15 protein-coding genes are annotated in these 16,676 nt (G+C 45.8%); 2 read left to right on the top strand and 13 right to left on the bottom strand.

The features are described from left to right. Positions 1 to 105: 105 nt before the first annotated feature. From lpxA to rpsB, 13 genes are all read right to left on the bottom strand, one after another. The gene (lpxA, locus tag ACUJFK_RS05920) at positions 106 to 876 is read right to left on the bottom strand and encodes an acyl-ACP--UDP-N-acetylglucosamine O-acyltransferase (RefSeq protein WP_226749740.1); all 771 of its coding nucleotides are present in this window, start codon (positions 874 to 876) and stop codon (positions 106 to 108) included. A 1-nt stretch (position 877) separates the two neighbouring features. Continuing rightward, positions 878 to 1,330, bottom strand: a complete 453-nt coding sequence (gene fabZ / locus ACUJFK_RS05915) for a 3-hydroxyacyl-ACP dehydratase FabZ (protein ID WP_226749739.1) — start codon at positions 1,328 to 1,330, stop codon at positions 878 to 880. A 2-nt stretch (positions 1,331 to 1,332) separates the two neighbouring features. Then, positions 1,333 to 2,388 carry a UDP-3-O-(3-hydroxymyristoyl)glucosamine N-acyltransferase gene (gene lpxD, locus ACUJFK_RS05910; RefSeq protein ID WP_445426334.1) on the bottom strand — a complete coding sequence of 352 codons (1,056 nt, stop codon included), beginning with the start codon at positions 2,386 to 2,388 and terminating at the stop codon, positions 1,333 to 1,335. Between the two features lie 4 nt (positions 2,389 to 2,392). After that, the gene (locus ACUJFK_RS05905) at positions 2,393 to 2,911 is read right to left on the bottom strand and encodes an OmpH family outer membrane protein (protein ID WP_226749737.1); all 519 of its coding nucleotides are present in this window, start codon (positions 2,909 to 2,911) and stop codon (positions 2,393 to 2,395) included. A gap of 18 nt (positions 2,912 to 2,929) precedes the next feature. Beyond that, positions 2,930 to 5,419, bottom strand: coding sequence for an outer membrane protein assembly factor BamA (gene bamA, locus ACUJFK_RS05900; protein ID WP_226749736.1), 2,490 nt, complete (start codon positions 5,417 to 5,419; stop codon positions 2,930 to 2,932). Between the two features lie 26 nt (positions 5,420 to 5,445). Further along, positions 5,446 to 6,801 carry a sigma E protease regulator RseP gene (rseP, locus tag ACUJFK_RS05895; protein WP_445426333.1) on the bottom strand — a complete coding sequence of 452 codons (1,356 nt, stop codon included), beginning with the start codon at positions 6,799 to 6,801 and terminating at the stop codon, positions 5,446 to 5,448. Continuing rightward, a complete protein-coding gene (gene ispC / locus ACUJFK_RS05890) occupies positions 6,801 to 7,991 on the bottom strand; it encodes a 1-deoxy-D-xylulose-5-phosphate reductoisomerase (protein ID WP_445426332.1) in 1,191 nt (396 codons plus the stop codon). Before ispC ends, rseP begins: the two co-directional genes overlap by 1 nt. Further along, positions 7,988 to 8,848: a phosphatidate cytidylyltransferase gene (locus tag ACUJFK_RS05885; protein ID WP_445426331.1), complete on the bottom strand. Its 861-nt coding sequence runs from the start codon at positions 8,846 to 8,848 to the stop codon at positions 7,988 to 7,990. Before ACUJFK_RS05885 ends, ispC begins: the two co-directional genes overlap by 4 nt. Before the next feature lie 5 nt (positions 8,849 to 8,853). Next, positions 8,854 to 9,618: a polyprenyl diphosphate synthase gene (gene uppS, locus ACUJFK_RS05880; RefSeq protein WP_226749732.1), complete on the bottom strand. Its 765-nt coding sequence runs from the start codon at positions 9,616 to 9,618 to the stop codon at positions 8,854 to 8,856. A 155-nt stretch (positions 9,619 to 9,773) separates the two neighbouring features. Then, the gene (gene frr / locus ACUJFK_RS05875; RefSeq protein ID WP_226749731.1) at positions 9,774 to 10,331 is read right to left on the bottom strand and encodes a ribosome recycling factor; all 558 of its coding nucleotides are present in this window, start codon (positions 10,329 to 10,331) and stop codon (positions 9,774 to 9,776) included. 47 nt (positions 10,332 to 10,378) lie between these two features. After that, positions 10,379 to 11,119, bottom strand: coding sequence for a UMP kinase (gene pyrH / locus ACUJFK_RS05870; RefSeq protein WP_226749730.1), 741 nt, complete (start codon positions 11,117 to 11,119; stop codon positions 10,379 to 10,381). 99 nt (positions 11,120 to 11,218) lie between these two features. Further along, positions 11,219 to 12,091 (bottom strand): translation elongation factor Ts, encoded by an 873-nt coding sequence (gene tsf / locus ACUJFK_RS05865; protein WP_226749729.1) that lies wholly within the window; start codon positions 12,089 to 12,091, stop codon positions 11,219 to 11,221. 108 nt (positions 12,092 to 12,199) lie between these two features. Further along, the gene (rpsB, locus tag ACUJFK_RS05860) at positions 12,200 to 12,928 is read right to left on the bottom strand and encodes a 30S ribosomal protein S2 (protein WP_226749728.1); all 729 of its coding nucleotides are present in this window, start codon (positions 12,926 to 12,928) and stop codon (positions 12,200 to 12,202) included. Positions 12,929 to 13,239: 311 nt separating this feature from the next. Here rpsB and map point away from each other — a divergent pair, with 311 nt between their 5' ends. Next, on the top strand, positions 13,240 to 14,028 hold the full coding sequence (gene map / locus ACUJFK_RS05855; protein WP_226749727.1) for a type I methionyl aminopeptidase: 789 nt from the start codon (positions 13,240 to 13,242) through the stop codon (positions 14,026 to 14,028). A gap of 20 nt (positions 14,029 to 14,048) precedes the next feature. Further along, complete coding sequence (gene glnD / locus ACUJFK_RS05850; RefSeq protein WP_445426330.1) at positions 14,049 to 16,673, top strand: [protein-PII] uridylyltransferase; 2,625 nt, start codon at positions 14,049 to 14,051, stop codon at positions 16,671 to 16,673. The last annotated feature ends 3 nt before the right edge of the window (positions 16,674 to 16,676 follow it).

The following is a 16,676-nucleotide window of genomic DNA, read 5'->3' as shown; positions in this document are numbered from 1 at the left end:
AACCGCTAATCCGCTTCAGTAAAACGCAGTAATAACAAAAACGCTCTGCCCCTTACAAGCAGGCAGAGCGTTTTATTCGCAGCACAGCACGGTTAAATGCTCAGGCTAGCGAGCAATACCACGGCTGGCGTCTGCAATGAAATCCGTAAATAATTTCACTTCAGGCATGCTAGCTGATTTTTCAGCTAAGGCTTCTAAGGCTTGTGGCACGGTTAGGCCTTTGCGGTACACTTCTTTATAAGCGCGGCGAATTTCTAACAACGCTTCGCTGCTAAAGCCACGACGTTTTAAGCCTTCGGTATTGATACCGGCAGGCACACAAGGGGCACCATGCACCATTAAATAAGGAGGGACATCTTTTAATACAATAGAGCCACCACCGCAAAAACTATGTGCACCAATTTTGACAAATTGATGTACGCCTGTCATGCCGCCTAAAATGGCCCAATCACCAACATGCACATGCCCCGCTGCCTGAGCACCACTGGCGAAGATGATATTGTTACCAATAACGCAGTCATGCGCGATATGCGTGGTGTTCATAAATAAATTATGGTCGCCGATTATGGTTTTACCTTGATCTTGCACCGTACCACGGTGCACTGAGCAGCCTTCACGGAACACATTGTAATCACCAATAATCAGCTCTGTCGGTTCACCTTTGTACTTTTTATCCTGACAAGCTTCACCAATACTGGCGAATTGGAAAAAATGGTTACCTTTACCGATGTTAGCAGGGCCTTTGATGGCAACGTGCGTTTCTAACACACAGTCGTCGCCTAACACCACATCGTGACCGACGTAGCAAAAGGCCCCTATTTTTACATTTTGTCCCAACTTAGCGCTGGCTTCAATTACTGCGGTAGGATGAATCACGTTACATCTCTCTTCTGGCACACATAAGTTCAGCGCTGCATACGACTTGACCGTCGACTTTTGCTTCGCCATAAAACTTCCAAATGTTGCGACGTTCCTTTAAAAATTTCACTTCTAAAATTAAGGTATCACCGGGCACTACCGGTTTTTTAAAACGGGCTTCATCAATGGCGGCAAACAAATACAATTCATTTTCTGAACGTTCTGTTGCCGTTTTAAAACCTAAAATCCCGGTAGCTTGTGCCATGGCTTCTAAAATCAGTACACCAGGGAAGATTGGCATGCCGGGGAAATGACCAGTAAAAATAGGCTCATTGATGGTAACATTTTTTAGTGCGGTCAATGACACGCCTGGTGTGTAATCCAACACCTTATCAATTAATAAAAACGGATAGCGATGTGGCAACAAGGCCATGATTTCCTGAACATCCAGGCTATTAAGTGAGTTAGCCAAAATTAATCCTCTGAGGCGCTATCAGCAGAACCGTCTGCTGCGGCCAATTGTTTTTCCAATAATTTTACGCGCTGATACAGTTGATCAATTTGCCGTAATTTCGCCGTCGTTTTTCGCCACTCGGCATTTGTTGTTGCAGGCAAACCTGAAGTATAGACGCCTTTTTCAGAAATGGATTTCATGACCATGGCCATTCCTGAAATATGTACACCATCACAGATAGAAATATGACCGTTAATGGCAGCTGCGCCACCGATAATACAATAACGACCAATGGTCGTGCTGCCGGCAATTGTCGTTGCACCGGCAATCGCAGTATGATCACCAATTACGACGTTATGGGCAATTTGAGAAAGGTTATCAAGAATAACGTTATTACCAATCACCGTATCGTCGATAGCACCACGATCAATACAGATATTCGCACCGATCTCGCAATCATCACCGATACGCACACTACCCGTTTGTGGGATCTTCAGCCAACGGCCACGTTCATTGGCAAAGCCAAAGCCATCCGCACCAATAACCGCGCCACTTTGGATAACGCAACGCGCACCAATTTTTACGCCATGATAAACGGTAACATTAGCCCACAGGCGGGTATTTTCGGCAATTTCAGCGCCTTCGCCGATAAAGCAGCCGGCACCAATTTGCACCCCTGCCGCAATTTTTGCGTTAGCCGAAATAACCGCATTGGCACCGATATGGGCATCAGCGGCAATATTGGCACTGGCATCAATTACAGCACTTGGCGCAATACCCTGTTTAGCTGTGTCAGGTGTGGTGTCAAATAATTGTGCGGCTTTGGCAAAAGCAACATAAGGATCGGCCACCACTAAGCTGTTAACTCCGGGGGCAACGAAAGGTAAATCTGTAGCTTTAATCAGCACCGCACTGGCCTGAGTATCGGCTAAATATGAACGGAACTTGCTGTTAGATAAAAAGCTCAATTGGCCTGGGCCAGCTTTTTCTAAAGAGGCAACAGCAGAAACGCCGCAAGCGGCGTCTCCGTTAAGTTCTGCATTAAGCTTTTCAGCTAAAACAGAGAGTAGCATCACAGTATTATTTCGCCTTGCCGACCTGTTGAATCACTTTTTCAGAGATATCAAATTCTGGTTTAGCATAAACTGCTGAAGTTGCATTTAACACTACATCAAAATTTTCACGAGCCGCAACCACATCAATAGCGGCTTTAATCAGACCAAGAATACGGTTACGCTCTTCTGTTTGACGCTGACGAATTTGCTCATCCAGAGGGCGTGCTAGTGTTTCATACTGTTGGCGCTGATTGTTAACTGTCTCTGTTAAATCTTTTTGTTGTTTTTCGCTCATGGTAGGACCATCACGACGCAATTTCTCAATATTGAAATTGATATCGGTTTCTAACTTGTTCACTTCAGCTATTTTCGCGGCGAACTCGTTTTTGATCGTCTCTTGCACTTGTGCGGCTTGCGGGATACTCGCTGCAACAGCGGCTACATCAACAAAACCAATTTTTACTTCTTTAGCTTGTGCATTACCGGTATAAAGCATCGCCACTACAACAAATACTGCAGATTTAAAAAGATTTGAATTAAACATCTTATTTCCTATCATGTTCTAGAAAGTTGTACCAATATTGAAACTAAAGTTTTCTTGTAAATCACCGTCGTATTTCTTAATGATTTTCGCCAAACTAAAGGTCAAAGGCCCCATAGGTGAAATCCATTGTACCGATATACCTGCTGTTGCTCTTATCAAGCTAGGATCAGAATAATCGATGAGTGCAGGATCACGATCACTCGCGATCAACTGTACCAAATTGGCATAACGATTAATATCAAATTCTGTGTCCCAGACGTTACCTGCATCAACAAATATACTGGTGCGCACTGAATTACGATTTTCTTCTTTTAAAAATGGTGTGGGGGTAATTAATTCCAGCGTCAACATCGCCATCGCATTACCACCAATCGAGCGCTGCGACACCTGATAAGAGTCATTACTGATATCACCAGGGAAGGCAATACTACCGCCTATTGGATCAGGTACGCCCGGTACTGAACTGGTTGAACGGAAGATAGCATGAGGACCGATAATACGGTTTTCAAAACCCCGCAGGTTAGTACCACCACCGTAAAAGTTTTCGGTAAAGGGTAAGGTGTAATCGTAACCATCTTTATCACCGTAACCATTACCATAACCTAATTCGAACTTGGCACGGAATGACCACTGATGATCATTACTCAATGGCACATACTGCTGCGCTTCAAAGTTAGTTTTAAAGTACTGCAAATCAGAATTAGGCGTAGTGACGCGCAAGGATAAGTTCATCATGCGACCTGCGGTAGGGAACAAACCCCGGTTTAACGTACTGTGCATCCACGACGTACTTAATTCAAAGTTAGTGAAATCATAACCACCGTCTGGATTAGACGCATCTAACAATACCGCGCGAAAATGACGTAACTGGTCATATTCGTTAATTTGGTTGATCTTGTTAACTGAAACATTGGCACCGAAGTTTAAGCGGTTACGCTCGTTAATCGGATAACCGACGTTAGCGCCGACGCCATAACTTCTGCGGTTGTAGGCTTCAAGGTTAGATGAGGTGCCGCTGTAATCGAGATCTGAATAAAATACCTGACCACCTAAGCTGATGCCATCCAAGGTATAGTAAGGATCGGTATAGCTAAGCGTCACGCTCTTTTGGTATTTGTTGGTATTAAGATTAATACCGGCTGAGTTACCCGAGCCTAAAAAGTTGTTTTGTTCCACACCAATCTGGAACGACAGACCTTGGAAGCTACCATAAGACACACCCGCATTAAAACTGCCTGATGGTTGCTCTTTGATAGTAAAACCAATATCCACTAAATCATCAACACCTGGCACCGGTGAGGTAGCAAAGTCGACTTTTTCAATGTACATCAGACGTTGTAAACGCTCTTTTGACAACTCTAACGAGTCGTTAGATAACCAAGCGCCTTCCATCTGCCGTAATTCGCGACGAATAACTTCGTCTTTGGTGCTGGCATTGCCTTTAATATCAATACGACGCACGTAAACGCGTTTACCTGGATCGACACTGATGGTTAACGCCACTTCTTTTTTGTCATCATCAATGGTCGGAATCGTGCGAACTTTCGAGTTAGCATAACCAAAGCGCGCTAAGAAGCGAGCAATGCTTTCTTCGGTGAAGGTGACTAAAGCGCCGTTATACAGCTGGCCTTTTTGCAAAGGTAAAATAGCGTTAATGACCTCGTCTTGCCCAATCAAATCACCCACGAAATTAATTTCGCTAATGTTATATTGCTCGCCTTCTGTCACGTTCATGGTCACATAAACAGCAGTTTTATCTGGGCTAACTGCCACCTGTGAAGAGTCGATATTAAAGCGCAGGTAGCCGCGGTCAAGGTAGTAACTGTTGATCTTTTCAAAGTCACCTTGCAGCGTTTGCTTTTGATAGCGGTCCGAAGTCCAAAAACGCCACCAAGGCATATCTTGTTTTGATTCAACAACGCTAAGCAATTCTTCATTTGGGAAGATTTGGTTACCGACGATGTTGATTTGACGCACAGAAGCGGCATCGCCCTCTTCAAAGGCAAACTCAAGATTGACGCGGTTACGCGGCAGGTAGGTGACTTTGACTTCAACCTTAGCCTGATATTTACCCACACCGTGGTAAAACTCAGTTAAACCGTTTTCAATATTTTTGAGGATCGTTTTATCAAGCGGCTCTCCCACTTGGATCCGATTGCCAGCAAGACTTTCGTTAAGCTGCTCTTCTTTAATATCTTTGTTGCCTTTGAACTCGATATTATTGATGGTTGGACGCTCGCGCAGCCGATAAATAACGGTGTTACCATCACGGTATACCCGAATATCATCGAAGTGACCGGCGCTATATAGCGTGCGAATACTGCGCGACAAAGCAAAGTCTGTCACGGTATCACCAATGTTGAAAGGCAGGTTATTAAGTGCCGCACCCAGTGCAACACGTTGCAGGCCTTCGACCTGGATATCCTGTACGGTAAAAGATTCTTCAGCAAGCACCGAGTTGCTGCCTGTAGCAAGCAAGATCGCAGCTACTAATCGTTTAATTGTCATTATTTGAACTACTTATGATTAGTTTATTACAAACGAGAAATATCGTTGAGCAGCGCAATTCCCATTAACATTAGCAGGACTAAAGCACCGAAGCGAAAACCTATATCCTGCGCTCTCTGAGAGACAGGTTTACCGCGTATTAGTTCCACCACAAGATACATTAAATGGCCTCCATCCAAAATAGGTAAGGGCAATAAATTGATTACGCCCAGATTAACACTGATCAATGCCATAAAAGACAAAAACGCGATCAGGCCAATACTGGCGGAGCTTCCTGCACCTTGTGCAATCGAAATGGGACCACTCAAATGTTTTACCGACACATCGCCGGTTAATAATTTGCCAACCATGGCAAAACTGAGCCGCGTTAGCTGCCAGGTTTGATTTAACCCTTCAGCCATCGCAGCAAACACCCCATAGCGTTGGGTATAACGCAGGCCCTCAGGCCAAGGTGACACGGTAGGTACCACGCCCAACACCCCTAAACTAAAACTAGCGCTGTCTTGCGTTAATGCTGGCGTTGCGTCGAGTGTCAGTTGCTGATTATCTCGCAGCAGCATAAAACGCAAAGTTTGCTCAGGTTGATTTTTTATCGCCTGCTCCACTTCGCTCCAGGCACTAATGGGCTGGCCATCAATTGCCAAAATGATATCGCCCGCTTGCAAACCCGCAGCGTCGGCAGCAGAGCCTGGGGAGATCATCGCCAGGGTAGTAGTGGCCTGAGGCAGCAATAACGACAAACCTAAACTTTGGAAAACAGAATCACGCTCAGGGTCAAATTGCCAATCGCGTGTGTCGAGCACAACTTCACGCTGTCGAGCCGTTTCTGTATGTTCTAAGGTTAAACGAATTTCAGAACGACCCAATTGTTCGACTAACAGTAAGTTTGCTGTGCGTACATCGCGTGAGGGTCGACCATTAACGGCCAGTAATTGTTCATTTTGCTGCACCCCGGCCAGTGCCGCGATAGATTGCGGTTGGGCTTGCGCTATCACCGGTTTGACTTCCGGCACACCAATAAGATACATCACCCACAGCAAGAAAATGGCAAAGATAAAGTTGGCTGCTGGGCCTGCGACCACAATAGAGATGCGCTGCCAAACCGTTTTATGATTAAAGGCGAGATCTTTAAATTGTGGCAAAACAGGATCGACTCGCTCATCGAGCATTTGCACATAGCCGCCAAGCGGAATTGCAGCGATAACAAATTCAGTACCTTGACGATCACGCCAACGCACTAAGCTTTTGCCAAAGCCAATAGAAAAACGCTTTACCAGCACGCCATTTTTACGTGCCAGCCAAAAATGACCAAATTCGTGAACGGTGACTAAAATACCTAGCGCGACCACAAAACTCAGCGCATTCAACAAAAAAGCCGACATTAACCCCTCTCCAACAACTGCCGAGCATAGGCTCGTGTTTCGGTATCGAGCGACAATATATCATCCAGCGCGTGCGCTTGATAGGTTAGGAAGCGATTGAGGCATGAAGCATTAATCTTATGGATACCGTTAAAGCTTAATTTTCCGGCAAGAAAAGCCGCCACAGCCACCTCATTAGCCGCATTCAGTGCTGTGGTTGCCCCCTGACCTGCGGCGCAAGCGTCCATCGCTAAATACAGGTTTGGATAGCGTGCAGCATCGGCTTGCTCAAAGGTAAATGACTGTAAGCTAAAGAAATCTAAGGGTGGAACTGGACTACTGATCCGCGATGGAAATGCCAAAGCATGTGCAATCGGCGTGCGCATGTCGGGTTGACCCAGCTGTGCCAGCACGGAACCGTCGGTATATTGCACCATCGAATGAATGATACTTTGCGGATGAATCACCACTTGAATATCTGCGGCCTGACAATTGAACAGCCAGCGCGCCTCGATAAACTCTAAGCCTTTATTCATCATGGTTGCACTGTCGACTGAGATTTTTTGTCCCATACTCCAATTAGGATGGGCTACCGCCTCGGCAACGGTAATTTGCTCAAAAGTGTCCAACGGGCGATTAAGAAAAGGCCCACCACTGCCCGTCAGTAATAAGCGAGAAATACCAAACTGCTGCAAGGTGGCTTGCTGGGTATTTTGCTGGAAAGCTAACGGCAGACATTGAAAAATCGCATTATGTTCGCTGTCTATCGGCAATAAAGTGGCACCATGGGCAGCCACCTTTTGCATAAACAACTCACCGGTCATCACTAGGGCTTCTTTGTTGGCTAAAAGTACCGTTTTACCTTGCTCGACTGCAGCCAAGGTTGGTAGTAAGCCCGCAGCACCGACTATCGCTGCCATGACGATATCAGCGTCTGGATGCCCGGCTAACGCCACTAAGCCAGCTTCGCCGCTTAAGACCTCAGTCGTTAAGCCCGCTACTTTTAACTTTGTAGCCAGCTCTGCAGCCGCAACGCTGTCTTGCATCGCAGCAAAACGCGGTCTCACCGCCAAACATTGTTGCAATAATTTGTCGACACCGGTGGCAGCCGTTAATGCTAATACCTGGAATTGCTCGGGATGCTCAGCTAATACCGATAAGGTACTGCAACCAATCGACCCTGTTGCCCCCAGAATAACCACTTGCTTCATAAAAACTGTTTACCTAAAAAGGCCAACATCAGTGCAAACACCGGTGCGGTCGCCGTTAAGCTATCAATACGATCTAAGATACCACCGTGCCCGGGTAAGAAAGCCCCGCTGTCTTTTTTGCCCGCTACACGTTTAAACATACTCTCGCTTAAATCACCGAACACCGATAACACGGTAAGTAACACGGCAGCCACATACCAGTACAGGCTGTGATCGGTTTTCTCCAGCCACGCTAACAGCGCAGTGACCATCAATAAGACAAAAACTAAACCACCGAGCATGCCTTCCAACGTTTTCCCTGGGCTCACTTTGGGCAGTAATTTGGTGCGACCCAATGGCTTTCCGACCAAATAGCCACCAATATCCGCGGCCCACACTAAGCCAAGTAAACAACAAATTAGCCAAGCACCATAAAAGGGTGTTTCATCATAATGCATGCCGCGAATGAAAATTAAAGCCGCCCAAGCGGGTAACAGTGTGAACCAGCCCATCAGTGCGCGTCTAACGCCACTGGTGGCCCACAAGGTTTGACTGTTTGGGAAGGTTAACACTAAGACGATAGCCAGCGTCCACCAGGCTGCGCCGAGCAATAACAAACTGAATAACAGTAGATTACTACTCAATGGCTCGCTAAATGACACTAGGCTATACCAGCACAACATAATAAGCGCAGTTAAGATGACATAACTGGCTCTAATACGCCGAGCGGCTAAACCACAAAAGCCGCTCCATTCCCATGCGCCCAGTAAAAACGCCGCAGATAACACCGCGGCAAAGCCGACCAAAGGTAAATAAAAAACCGCGACCAGCGCCAAAGGCGCAAGGATTAATGCGGTGATCACGCGTTGCTTAAACAATATGATTATCCTTTATTTTCAGCAGCAAGCTCTCGGATCTGGGCACCCGTACAACCAAAACGTCGCTCTCTGTTAATAAAGGTAGCTATCGCTTCAGAAAATACTTGTTGGTCAAAATCAGGCCAGAGGGTTTCAGTAAACCATAACTCAGCATAGGCAGCTTGCCATAATAAAAAGTTGCTGATGCGTAAATCGCCACCGGTTCTAATTAATAAATCCAACTCTGGCTGATCGGCCATTTGTATTTCGCGAGCCATTAACTGTTCGGTAATCTCAGCGGGGGTTAATTTTCCCTGCTGTACCTGTTCAGCCAGTTGCCGGCTTGCAGCAACGATATCCCAACGACCACCGTAATTTGCTGCGATATTCAGCGTCATCGCAGTATTAGCGGCGGTAAGAGCTTCTGCTTTTTTTATATTTTGTACCAGCTTATCGCTAAATGCAGATAAATCGCCAATAATTTTCAGGCGAATATTATTTTTATGCAGAGATTTTACTTCTTTTTGTAACACCAGCATAAAAAGTTGCATCAGCGTACTGACTTCTTCTTCAGGTCGCCGCCAGTTTTCACTACTAAAAGCGAACAGCGTTAAAGAAGGAATGCCTAATTCACGACAAAAACTGACACTACGGCGAACCGCTTCAACGCCTTTTTTATGCCCCCAAACGCGGGGCTTGCTCTGACGCTCTGCCCAGCGTCCGTTACCATCCATGATAATTGCCACATGCTGCGGCAACGCTTGTTGTTTAAGCTGTGAAACTGCAGTCATCAGTTAACCTGTTATTGTTGTTCTTATGTGCCAACGCTGCCGTTGCACGCCACATTTTATTGGGTTAAACAAAAAAGCGCCGCGAAGTTAGACTGACACGGCGCTTTCTTCATACTATTTCATACTAAAAACAGCAACAAATGAAAGGTCTGAAATCAGACTTCCATCAGTTCCTTTTCTTTTTCTGCTAACACTTCGTCCACTTTTTTCACGAACAGATCAGTGACTTTTTGGATCTCATCTGCCGCTCTACGCTCATCATCTTCACTGATTTCTTTATCTTTTAATAGCGATTTAAAATCAGAATTCGCATCACGACGAATATTACGAATGGCCACTCGACCGGCTTCAGCTTCACCGCGTACCAGTTTAACTAAGTCGCGACGGCGCTCTTCCGTTAATGCAGGTAACGGCACACGGATCACAGTACCTGTAGACATTGGGTTTAAACCCAGGTTAGAGGCCATGATGGCTTTTTCTACCGCCGGTGTCAGGCTTTTGTCGAACACGGTAATGGCTAAGGTACGCGAGTCTTCAATAGACACGTTTGCCAGTTGACGTAACGGCGTATCTGCACCGTAATAAGAAACCTGAATGCCGTCTAGCAGACCTGGATGCGCACGGCCTGTACGCACTTTACTTAATTGAGTTTTAAGAGCATCAACGCTTTTATCCATCCGGACTTGAGCGTCAGCAATAATGTCGTTAATCACGATCGTTATCCTTTTTTATTTATGCAGCAGTAACGCAGTCGTTTAGTTTACTGTAAATTTTCCGCGTGGTCGATGATTGTGCCTTCATCGTCACCCATAATCACGCGTTTAAGTGCGCCGGGCTTGTTCATATTGAACACACGAATTTGTAAATTGTGATCGCGCGCTAGGGTAAAAGCGGCTAAATCCATGACTTTTAATTCTTTGTCGAGAATTTCATTATAGGTTAATTTGCTATACAAGGTAGCAGCCGGATCTTTTACTGGGTCAGCTGAATACACCCCGTCGACCTTCGTGGCTTTTAATACGGCGTCGGCTTCAATTTCAATACCGCGTAAACAGGCCGCAGAATCAGTGGTAAAAAATGGATTACCCGTACCGGCCGAGAAAATCACCACACGGCCTGATTTTAGTAAGCTAATGGCTTCTGCCCAGCTGTAGTTATCACACACCCCGTTTAACGGAATTGCACTCATCATCCGAGCATTAACATAAGCACGGTGTAAAGCATCACGCATAGCTAAGCCATTCATTACCGTGGCTAACATCCCCATGTGATCGCCGACCACCCGGTTCATCCCTGCTTTAGCCAAGCCCTCACCACGGAAGATATTTCCGCCACCAATCACAATACCGACTTGTACACCGAGTTCAACGAGTTCTTTAATTTCTTGCGCCATGCGATCTAGCACTTTGGGATCAATACCAAAGCCTTCGTCTCCCATTAAGGCTTCACCGCTCAGTTTTAAAAGGATGCGACGGTAGGTTGGTTTCGGATTAATGCTCATAATTTCCCCATTATGCTATTAGAATTAGTCAGGCAAAAAAAAACCGCGACTCAGGTCGCGGTTATTTTAGCTGTTTTCAGCAAATTGCTAAAGCGTAAATTACTTTTTAGCAGCAGCAATCTGTGCTGCAACTTCAGCTGCGAAGTCTTCTTCTTTCTTCTCAATACCTTCGCCTACTTCTAAGCGAATGAAAGAGATGGCCTTAGCACCGTTTTGCTTTAAGAATTCGCCAGTAGAGATTGACGGATCTTTAACGAACGGCTGACCTGTTAAACTCACTTCGCCAGTGAATTTAGCCATACGGCCGGCAACCATCTTCTCAGCGATTTCTTGTGGCTTACCAGAGTTAACCGCGATTTCGATTTGAATTTGACGCTCACGCTCAACTTCTTCAGCTGAAACGTCTTCCGGGTTAACATAACCTGGGTTGTTGGCAGCAACATGCATAGCCACGTCTTTAGCGATATCTTCGTTACCGCCTTCTAACACGGCTAATACACCAATACGACCAGAGTGGATGTATTGACCGATTACCGCACCTTCAACTACGGCTACGCGACGTACGTTCATGTTTTCACCGATTTTAGCAACCAGTGTAGCACGCGTATCATCAACAGAAGCACCGTTTAAGTCAGCCGCTAATAATGCTTCAACTGTGTAAAGTTTTTGTGCTTGCGCTAAATCAGCAACGCTGTTTGCGAACGCTAAGAAACTGGCATCACGTGCCACGAAATCAGTTTCACAGTTAAACTCGATAGCAATACCTACACCGTTAGCTACGCGCGTGATGATCACACCTTCAGCAGCAATACGGCCGGCTTTTTTCGCAGCTTTCGCTAAACCACTTTTACGCATCGCGTCGATCGCGGCTTCGATGTCACCACCGGTTTCTTCTAAAGCTTTTTTACAATCCATCATGCCAGCGCCAGTGCGCTCGCGCAGTTCTTTTACTAAAGCGGCAGTTACAGCCATAAAAGCATCCTCGTAATTTAGTTCAGACAAACAGGGGCAAAATGCCCCTGTTGCAAAGTGATTCTGTCAAAGGGCTCGCGGTATTACAGCCAGCCCAAATCAGAAAAATTATTCTGCTTCAACGAAGGCTTCAGCTTCAGCTTGCACTTCGATGTTTTTGTCACGACCTTCCTGAATCGCCTGGCTAACAGCGCCCAGATATAACTGGATTGCGCGGATAGCATCGTCGTTACCAGGGATTACGTAATCAACACCTTTAGGATCTGAGTTAGTATCTACAATAGCTACTACCGGGATACCTAGGTTATTGGCTTCTTTGATCGCGATATGTTCGTGGTCAGCGTCGATAACGAACAGCACGTCTGGCAAGCCGCCCATATCTTTAATACCGCCTAAGCTCTTTTCCAGCTTGTCCATTTCACGAGTACGGTCTAAAGCTTCTTTTTTAGTCAGCTTGTCGAAAGTACCGTCTTGGCTTTGCGATTCAAGATCTTTCAGACGCTTGATAGACTGACGCACTGTTTTCCAGTTTGTTAACATACCACCTAACCAACGGTGATTTACGTAGAACTGGTCAACATTTGCTGCAGATTCTTTGATTGCTTCTGAGGCTGCGCGCTTAGTACCTACGAATAAGATTTTGCCTTTTTTCGCAGAAACTTGCTGGATGAACGCCAAAGCGTCATTCATCATCGGAACAGTTTGTTCTAAGTTGATGATATGAACACGGTTACGAGCACCGAAAATGAATGGCTTCATTTTTGGGTTCCAGTAACGAGTTTGGTGACCGAAGTGAACGCCCGCCTGGAGCATGTCGCGCATAGAAACTTTTGCCATGATATTAATTCCTGTTAAGGGGTTAGGCCTCCATGCATCCCATATGCCGACTCAGCTTTCGCTAAGCACCCCGGAATATGTGTCGATGCATGTGTGTTATTTAATTAAGGTTAGTGCAATCTGCTTAAGCACTGAACTGTCTAACTTATTGCCAGAAATTCTGTAAAGCTACAGCACACGAGCCTTAAGTTAGGGTACAATGCAATTTGCTAAATTGCGGCGCGCTTTATACCATAGGCAGCTTGCAAACACAATGAAATGTGTAAATTAACAGCATTATCCTTTCAACAGATGTATCAGAGAGAGCAGGCATGACAGCACCTATTAAAACCCCAGCAGAAATCGAAAAAATGCGCATTGCAGGCCGACTTGCTGCCGAAGTGCTGGAGATGATTGAGCCGCATGTTGTCGCGGGTATTACTACTGATGAACTGAACACGATTTGTCATAATTATATTGTGAATGAACAACAGGCCATTCCTGCCCCACTGAATTATCACGGTTTTCCTAAGTCAATTTGCACCTCGGTCAATCAGGTGATTTGTCACGGCATTCCAAACGATAAAGCGTTAAAAGAAGGCGATATCATTAATATCGATATTACCGTGATTAAAGATGGCTATCACGGTGACACCTCTAAAATGTTCGTTATCGGCAAGCCAAGCATCATGGCTGATCGCCTGATTAAAGTGACACAAGAGGCCATGTACTTAGGTATTAAAAAAGTGAAAGATGGCGTGCGCTTGGGTGATATTGGCCATGCTATTCAACAACATGCCGAAAAATTCAGTTACAGCATTGTCAGAGAATACTGTGGCCATGGCATTGGCGCCGTGTTCCATGAAGATCCGCAAGTCTTGCATTACGGTCGCCCAGGCACAGGTGAAGTGTTGAAAAGTGGCATGTGCTTGACCATTGAACCCATGATCAACGCCGGTGGCCGCCACAGTAAGTTGCTAGCCGATGGCTGGACGGTAGTGACCAAAGATCGCAGTTTATCGGCACAGTTTGAACACACAATTTTAGTGACCGACACCGGCTGTGAAATCCTGACCCTGCGTAAAGATGAAACCTTTGAACGGATCGTCACCGCGGAATAACTGCCTTACAGGAGATTAATGTGACCCAGGCTCTTAGTTTTAACCGCGCGCTGCCCGAGCACTATTCACTAGACGCTTACAAAAAGCACTTTGCAGAATTTCAAGAGTTTCAGGCACGGGCTTTTCATAGTCAGCCCATTAATATCCTGGTAAAAAGCCGTGCGAGTTTTATTGATGAAGTACTACTTGAGCTCTGGCAACATTGCGCTCTGGCTAAAGATAAAGCCATCAGTTTAATCGCCGTGGGGGGGTATGGTCGCGGTGAGTTACACCCCTACTCTGATGTTGACTTATTATTACTGGTTGATAAACGCCCCGATAGCAATCAACAAGAGGCTATCGCCCGTTTTATTACCATGCTGTGGGATTTACGCTTAGAAGTCGGCCACAGTGTCCGCACCTACAAAGAAACCTTAAGCCTAGGCAAAGACGATATTACCATCGCCACCAATCTTTTGGAGATGCGCTTACTCACCGGCAATAAAACCCTGTTTCAAGAATTACAAACCGCGGTCAATGCCGATAGTTTTTGGACCAGCCAAGCGTTTTTTCAGGCTAAACGCCATGAACAACAACAGCGCCATGCCCAGTATCACGGCACGGCATACAACCTTGAACCGAATTTAAAAGCCAACCCGGGTGGTTTGCGTGATATTCAAACCATCGGTTGGGTAGCCAAACGCCATTTTAATACCCGCACGATGCGCGAGTTAGTGGCTTATCAATATCTTACTGAAGATGAATACCAAGAGCTGATCGAATGTGAAGCCTATTTATGGCAGATGCGCTTCTCTTTGCATTTAGAAGCGGGCCGTAACGAAAACCGTATTTTGTTTGACTATCAACCCGCCGCGGCTGAACGCTTAGGTTTTGGCTCGGATGGTAAAGCCTCAGTAGAACGAATGATGAAGCGGTTTTTTCGGACAGTTCAACGCGTCAGTGAACTAAACGAAATGTTGTTGCAACACTTTGAAGGCAGTATTCTTAATTCGCAACAAAAACTCAAAGTCAGTCAGTTAGATGATTATTTTGAGTTGCAAGGCCATTTAATTAAAGCGCGCGACAGCGCGGTGTTTGCCCGACGCGATAATTTGTTGCGGCTGTTCTGGCATATCGCCAATAACTCCAATATTACTGGCGTGCACTCGACCACTATTCGCTTAATTCGCCAAGTCCGACGGCGCTTAATGGGTGACTTACAAGATTATGAAGCCTGTCGCCAACTGTTTCTAACCCTACTGCGCCACCCGCGCGGTATGGATTTAGCGGTGACCTTGATGCACCGTTATGGCATTTTAGCGGCCTATTTACCTCAGTGGCGCAATATCGAAGGCCAAATGCAATTTGATTTGTTTCACGCCTATACCGTAGACGAGCATACCCACCGCTTATTAAAAAATTTGTACAAATACAGCCTTGCTGAGCATGAAAGTGAGTTTCCACTGTGCACGGCTATTGTCAAAAAAATGGAAAAGCCAGAGCTGTTATACCTCGCCGGCATTTTCCATGATATTGCCAAAGGCCGTGGCGGTGATCATTCTGAATTAGGCGGTATGGATGCACGGGAATTTGCCAAGTTGCACAAACTGAGTGAATTCGACAGTAAGCTAATTGCTTGGTTAGTGGAAAACCACTTACTCATGTCGGTAACCGCACAACGCCGCGATATTCACGACCCTGAAGTTGTGGCCGAATTTGCCGCCAAGGTGCGTGATGAAACGCGTTTAAACTATTTGTATTGTTTAACGCTGGCCGATATTCGCGCCACCAATGATACCTTGTGGAATGATTGGAAAGGCTCACTGCTGCGTGAATTGTTTTTAGCCACACAAAAAGCGTTTCGTCGTGGTTTAGAAAAACCGATGGATTTACGCGATCTGATCCGGGAAAACCAAAGCGAAGCCCTGCCCATGCTATTACGGCAAACCTTTATTGAAAGTGAAGTGTTGCAGTTATGGAGTCGCATCAAAGCAGATTATTTTGCGCGCTACAGCCCAAAACAAATTGTCTGGCATACCGAACACATTTTAAAGCATAAAACACCGAATGAACCTTTAGTACTGGTGAGTAAAGCACCAATCAAAGGCGGCACCCAAGTGTTTGTTTACACAAAAGATCAACCCGGTTTATTTGCGAAAATGGTCGCCGCGCTAGACAGTAAAAAGGTGAACATTTTCGACGCGCAAATCATGACCAACAAAGACGGTTATGCGATGGATACTTTTGTGATTTTAGAGCAAAACGGTGAAACCGTGAACTCCCCCTCGCGCCAGCAAAGTATCAAGAAAGCGCTAGAGCAATATATTCTTGGCAAGCCTGATTTATCGCGACAAAAACCAAAACTCTCTCGGCAAATGCGCCAATTTACCGTGCCACCGAAAGTGGTATTTTTACCAGGCAATACCCGCTATCGTACCATGCTAGAAATTGCTGCATTGGATACGCCGGGTTTATTGTCTGATCTAGGCCAAGTGTTTCAACAGTGCGGTGTGAATATTCACGCGGCAAAAATCACCACCATCGGCGAGCGCGCCGAAGACTTTTTCTTAATTTCTAACGCAGAGGATGACGCGCTGACAACTGAGCAACAAAGCCAGTTAAGACGGGTGTTAATCTCGCAACTCTCGCAGCAAACAGAAGGCTAAATG

The sequence above is a fragment of the Alishewanella sp. HL-SH06 genome, from assembly GCF_052656265.1.
This window is presented reverse-complemented; position numbering and strand designations above follow the sequence as displayed.

Bases quoted from the DNA above. Each gene is read 5' to 3' on its own strand.
- map (WP_226749727.1), top strand. From the start codon at position 13,240: ATGACAGCACCTATTAAAACCCCAGCAGAAATCGAAAAAATGCGCATT.
- ACUJFK_RS05905 (WP_226749737.1), bottom strand. From the start codon at position 2,911: ATGTTTAATTCAAATCTTTTTAAATCTGCAGTATTTGTTGTAGTGGCG.
- uppS (WP_226749732.1), bottom strand. From the start codon at position 9,618: ATGACTGCAGTTTCACAGCTTAAACAACAAGCGTTGCCGCAGCATGTG.
- pyrH (WP_226749730.1), bottom strand. From the start codon at position 11,119: ATGAGCATTAATCCGAAACCAACCTACCGTCGCATCCTTTTAAAACTG.
- tsf (WP_226749729.1), bottom strand. From the start codon at position 12,091: ATGGCTGTAACTGCCGCTTTAGTAAAAGAACTGCGCGAGCGCACTGGC.
- rpsB (WP_226749728.1), bottom strand. From the start codon at position 12,928: ATGGCAAAAGTTTCTATGCGCGACATGCTCCAGGCGGGCGTTCACTTC.
- rseP (WP_445426333.1), bottom strand. From the start codon at position 6,801: ATGTCGGCTTTTTTGTTGAATGCGCTGAGTTTTGTGGTCGCGCTAGGT.
- ispC (WP_445426332.1), bottom strand. From the start codon at position 7,991: ATGAAGCAAGTGGTTATTCTGGGGGCAACAGGGTCGATTGGTTGCAGT.
- bamA (WP_226749736.1), bottom strand. From the start codon at position 5,419: ATGACAATTAAACGATTAGTAGCTGCGATCTTGCTTGCTACAGGCAGC.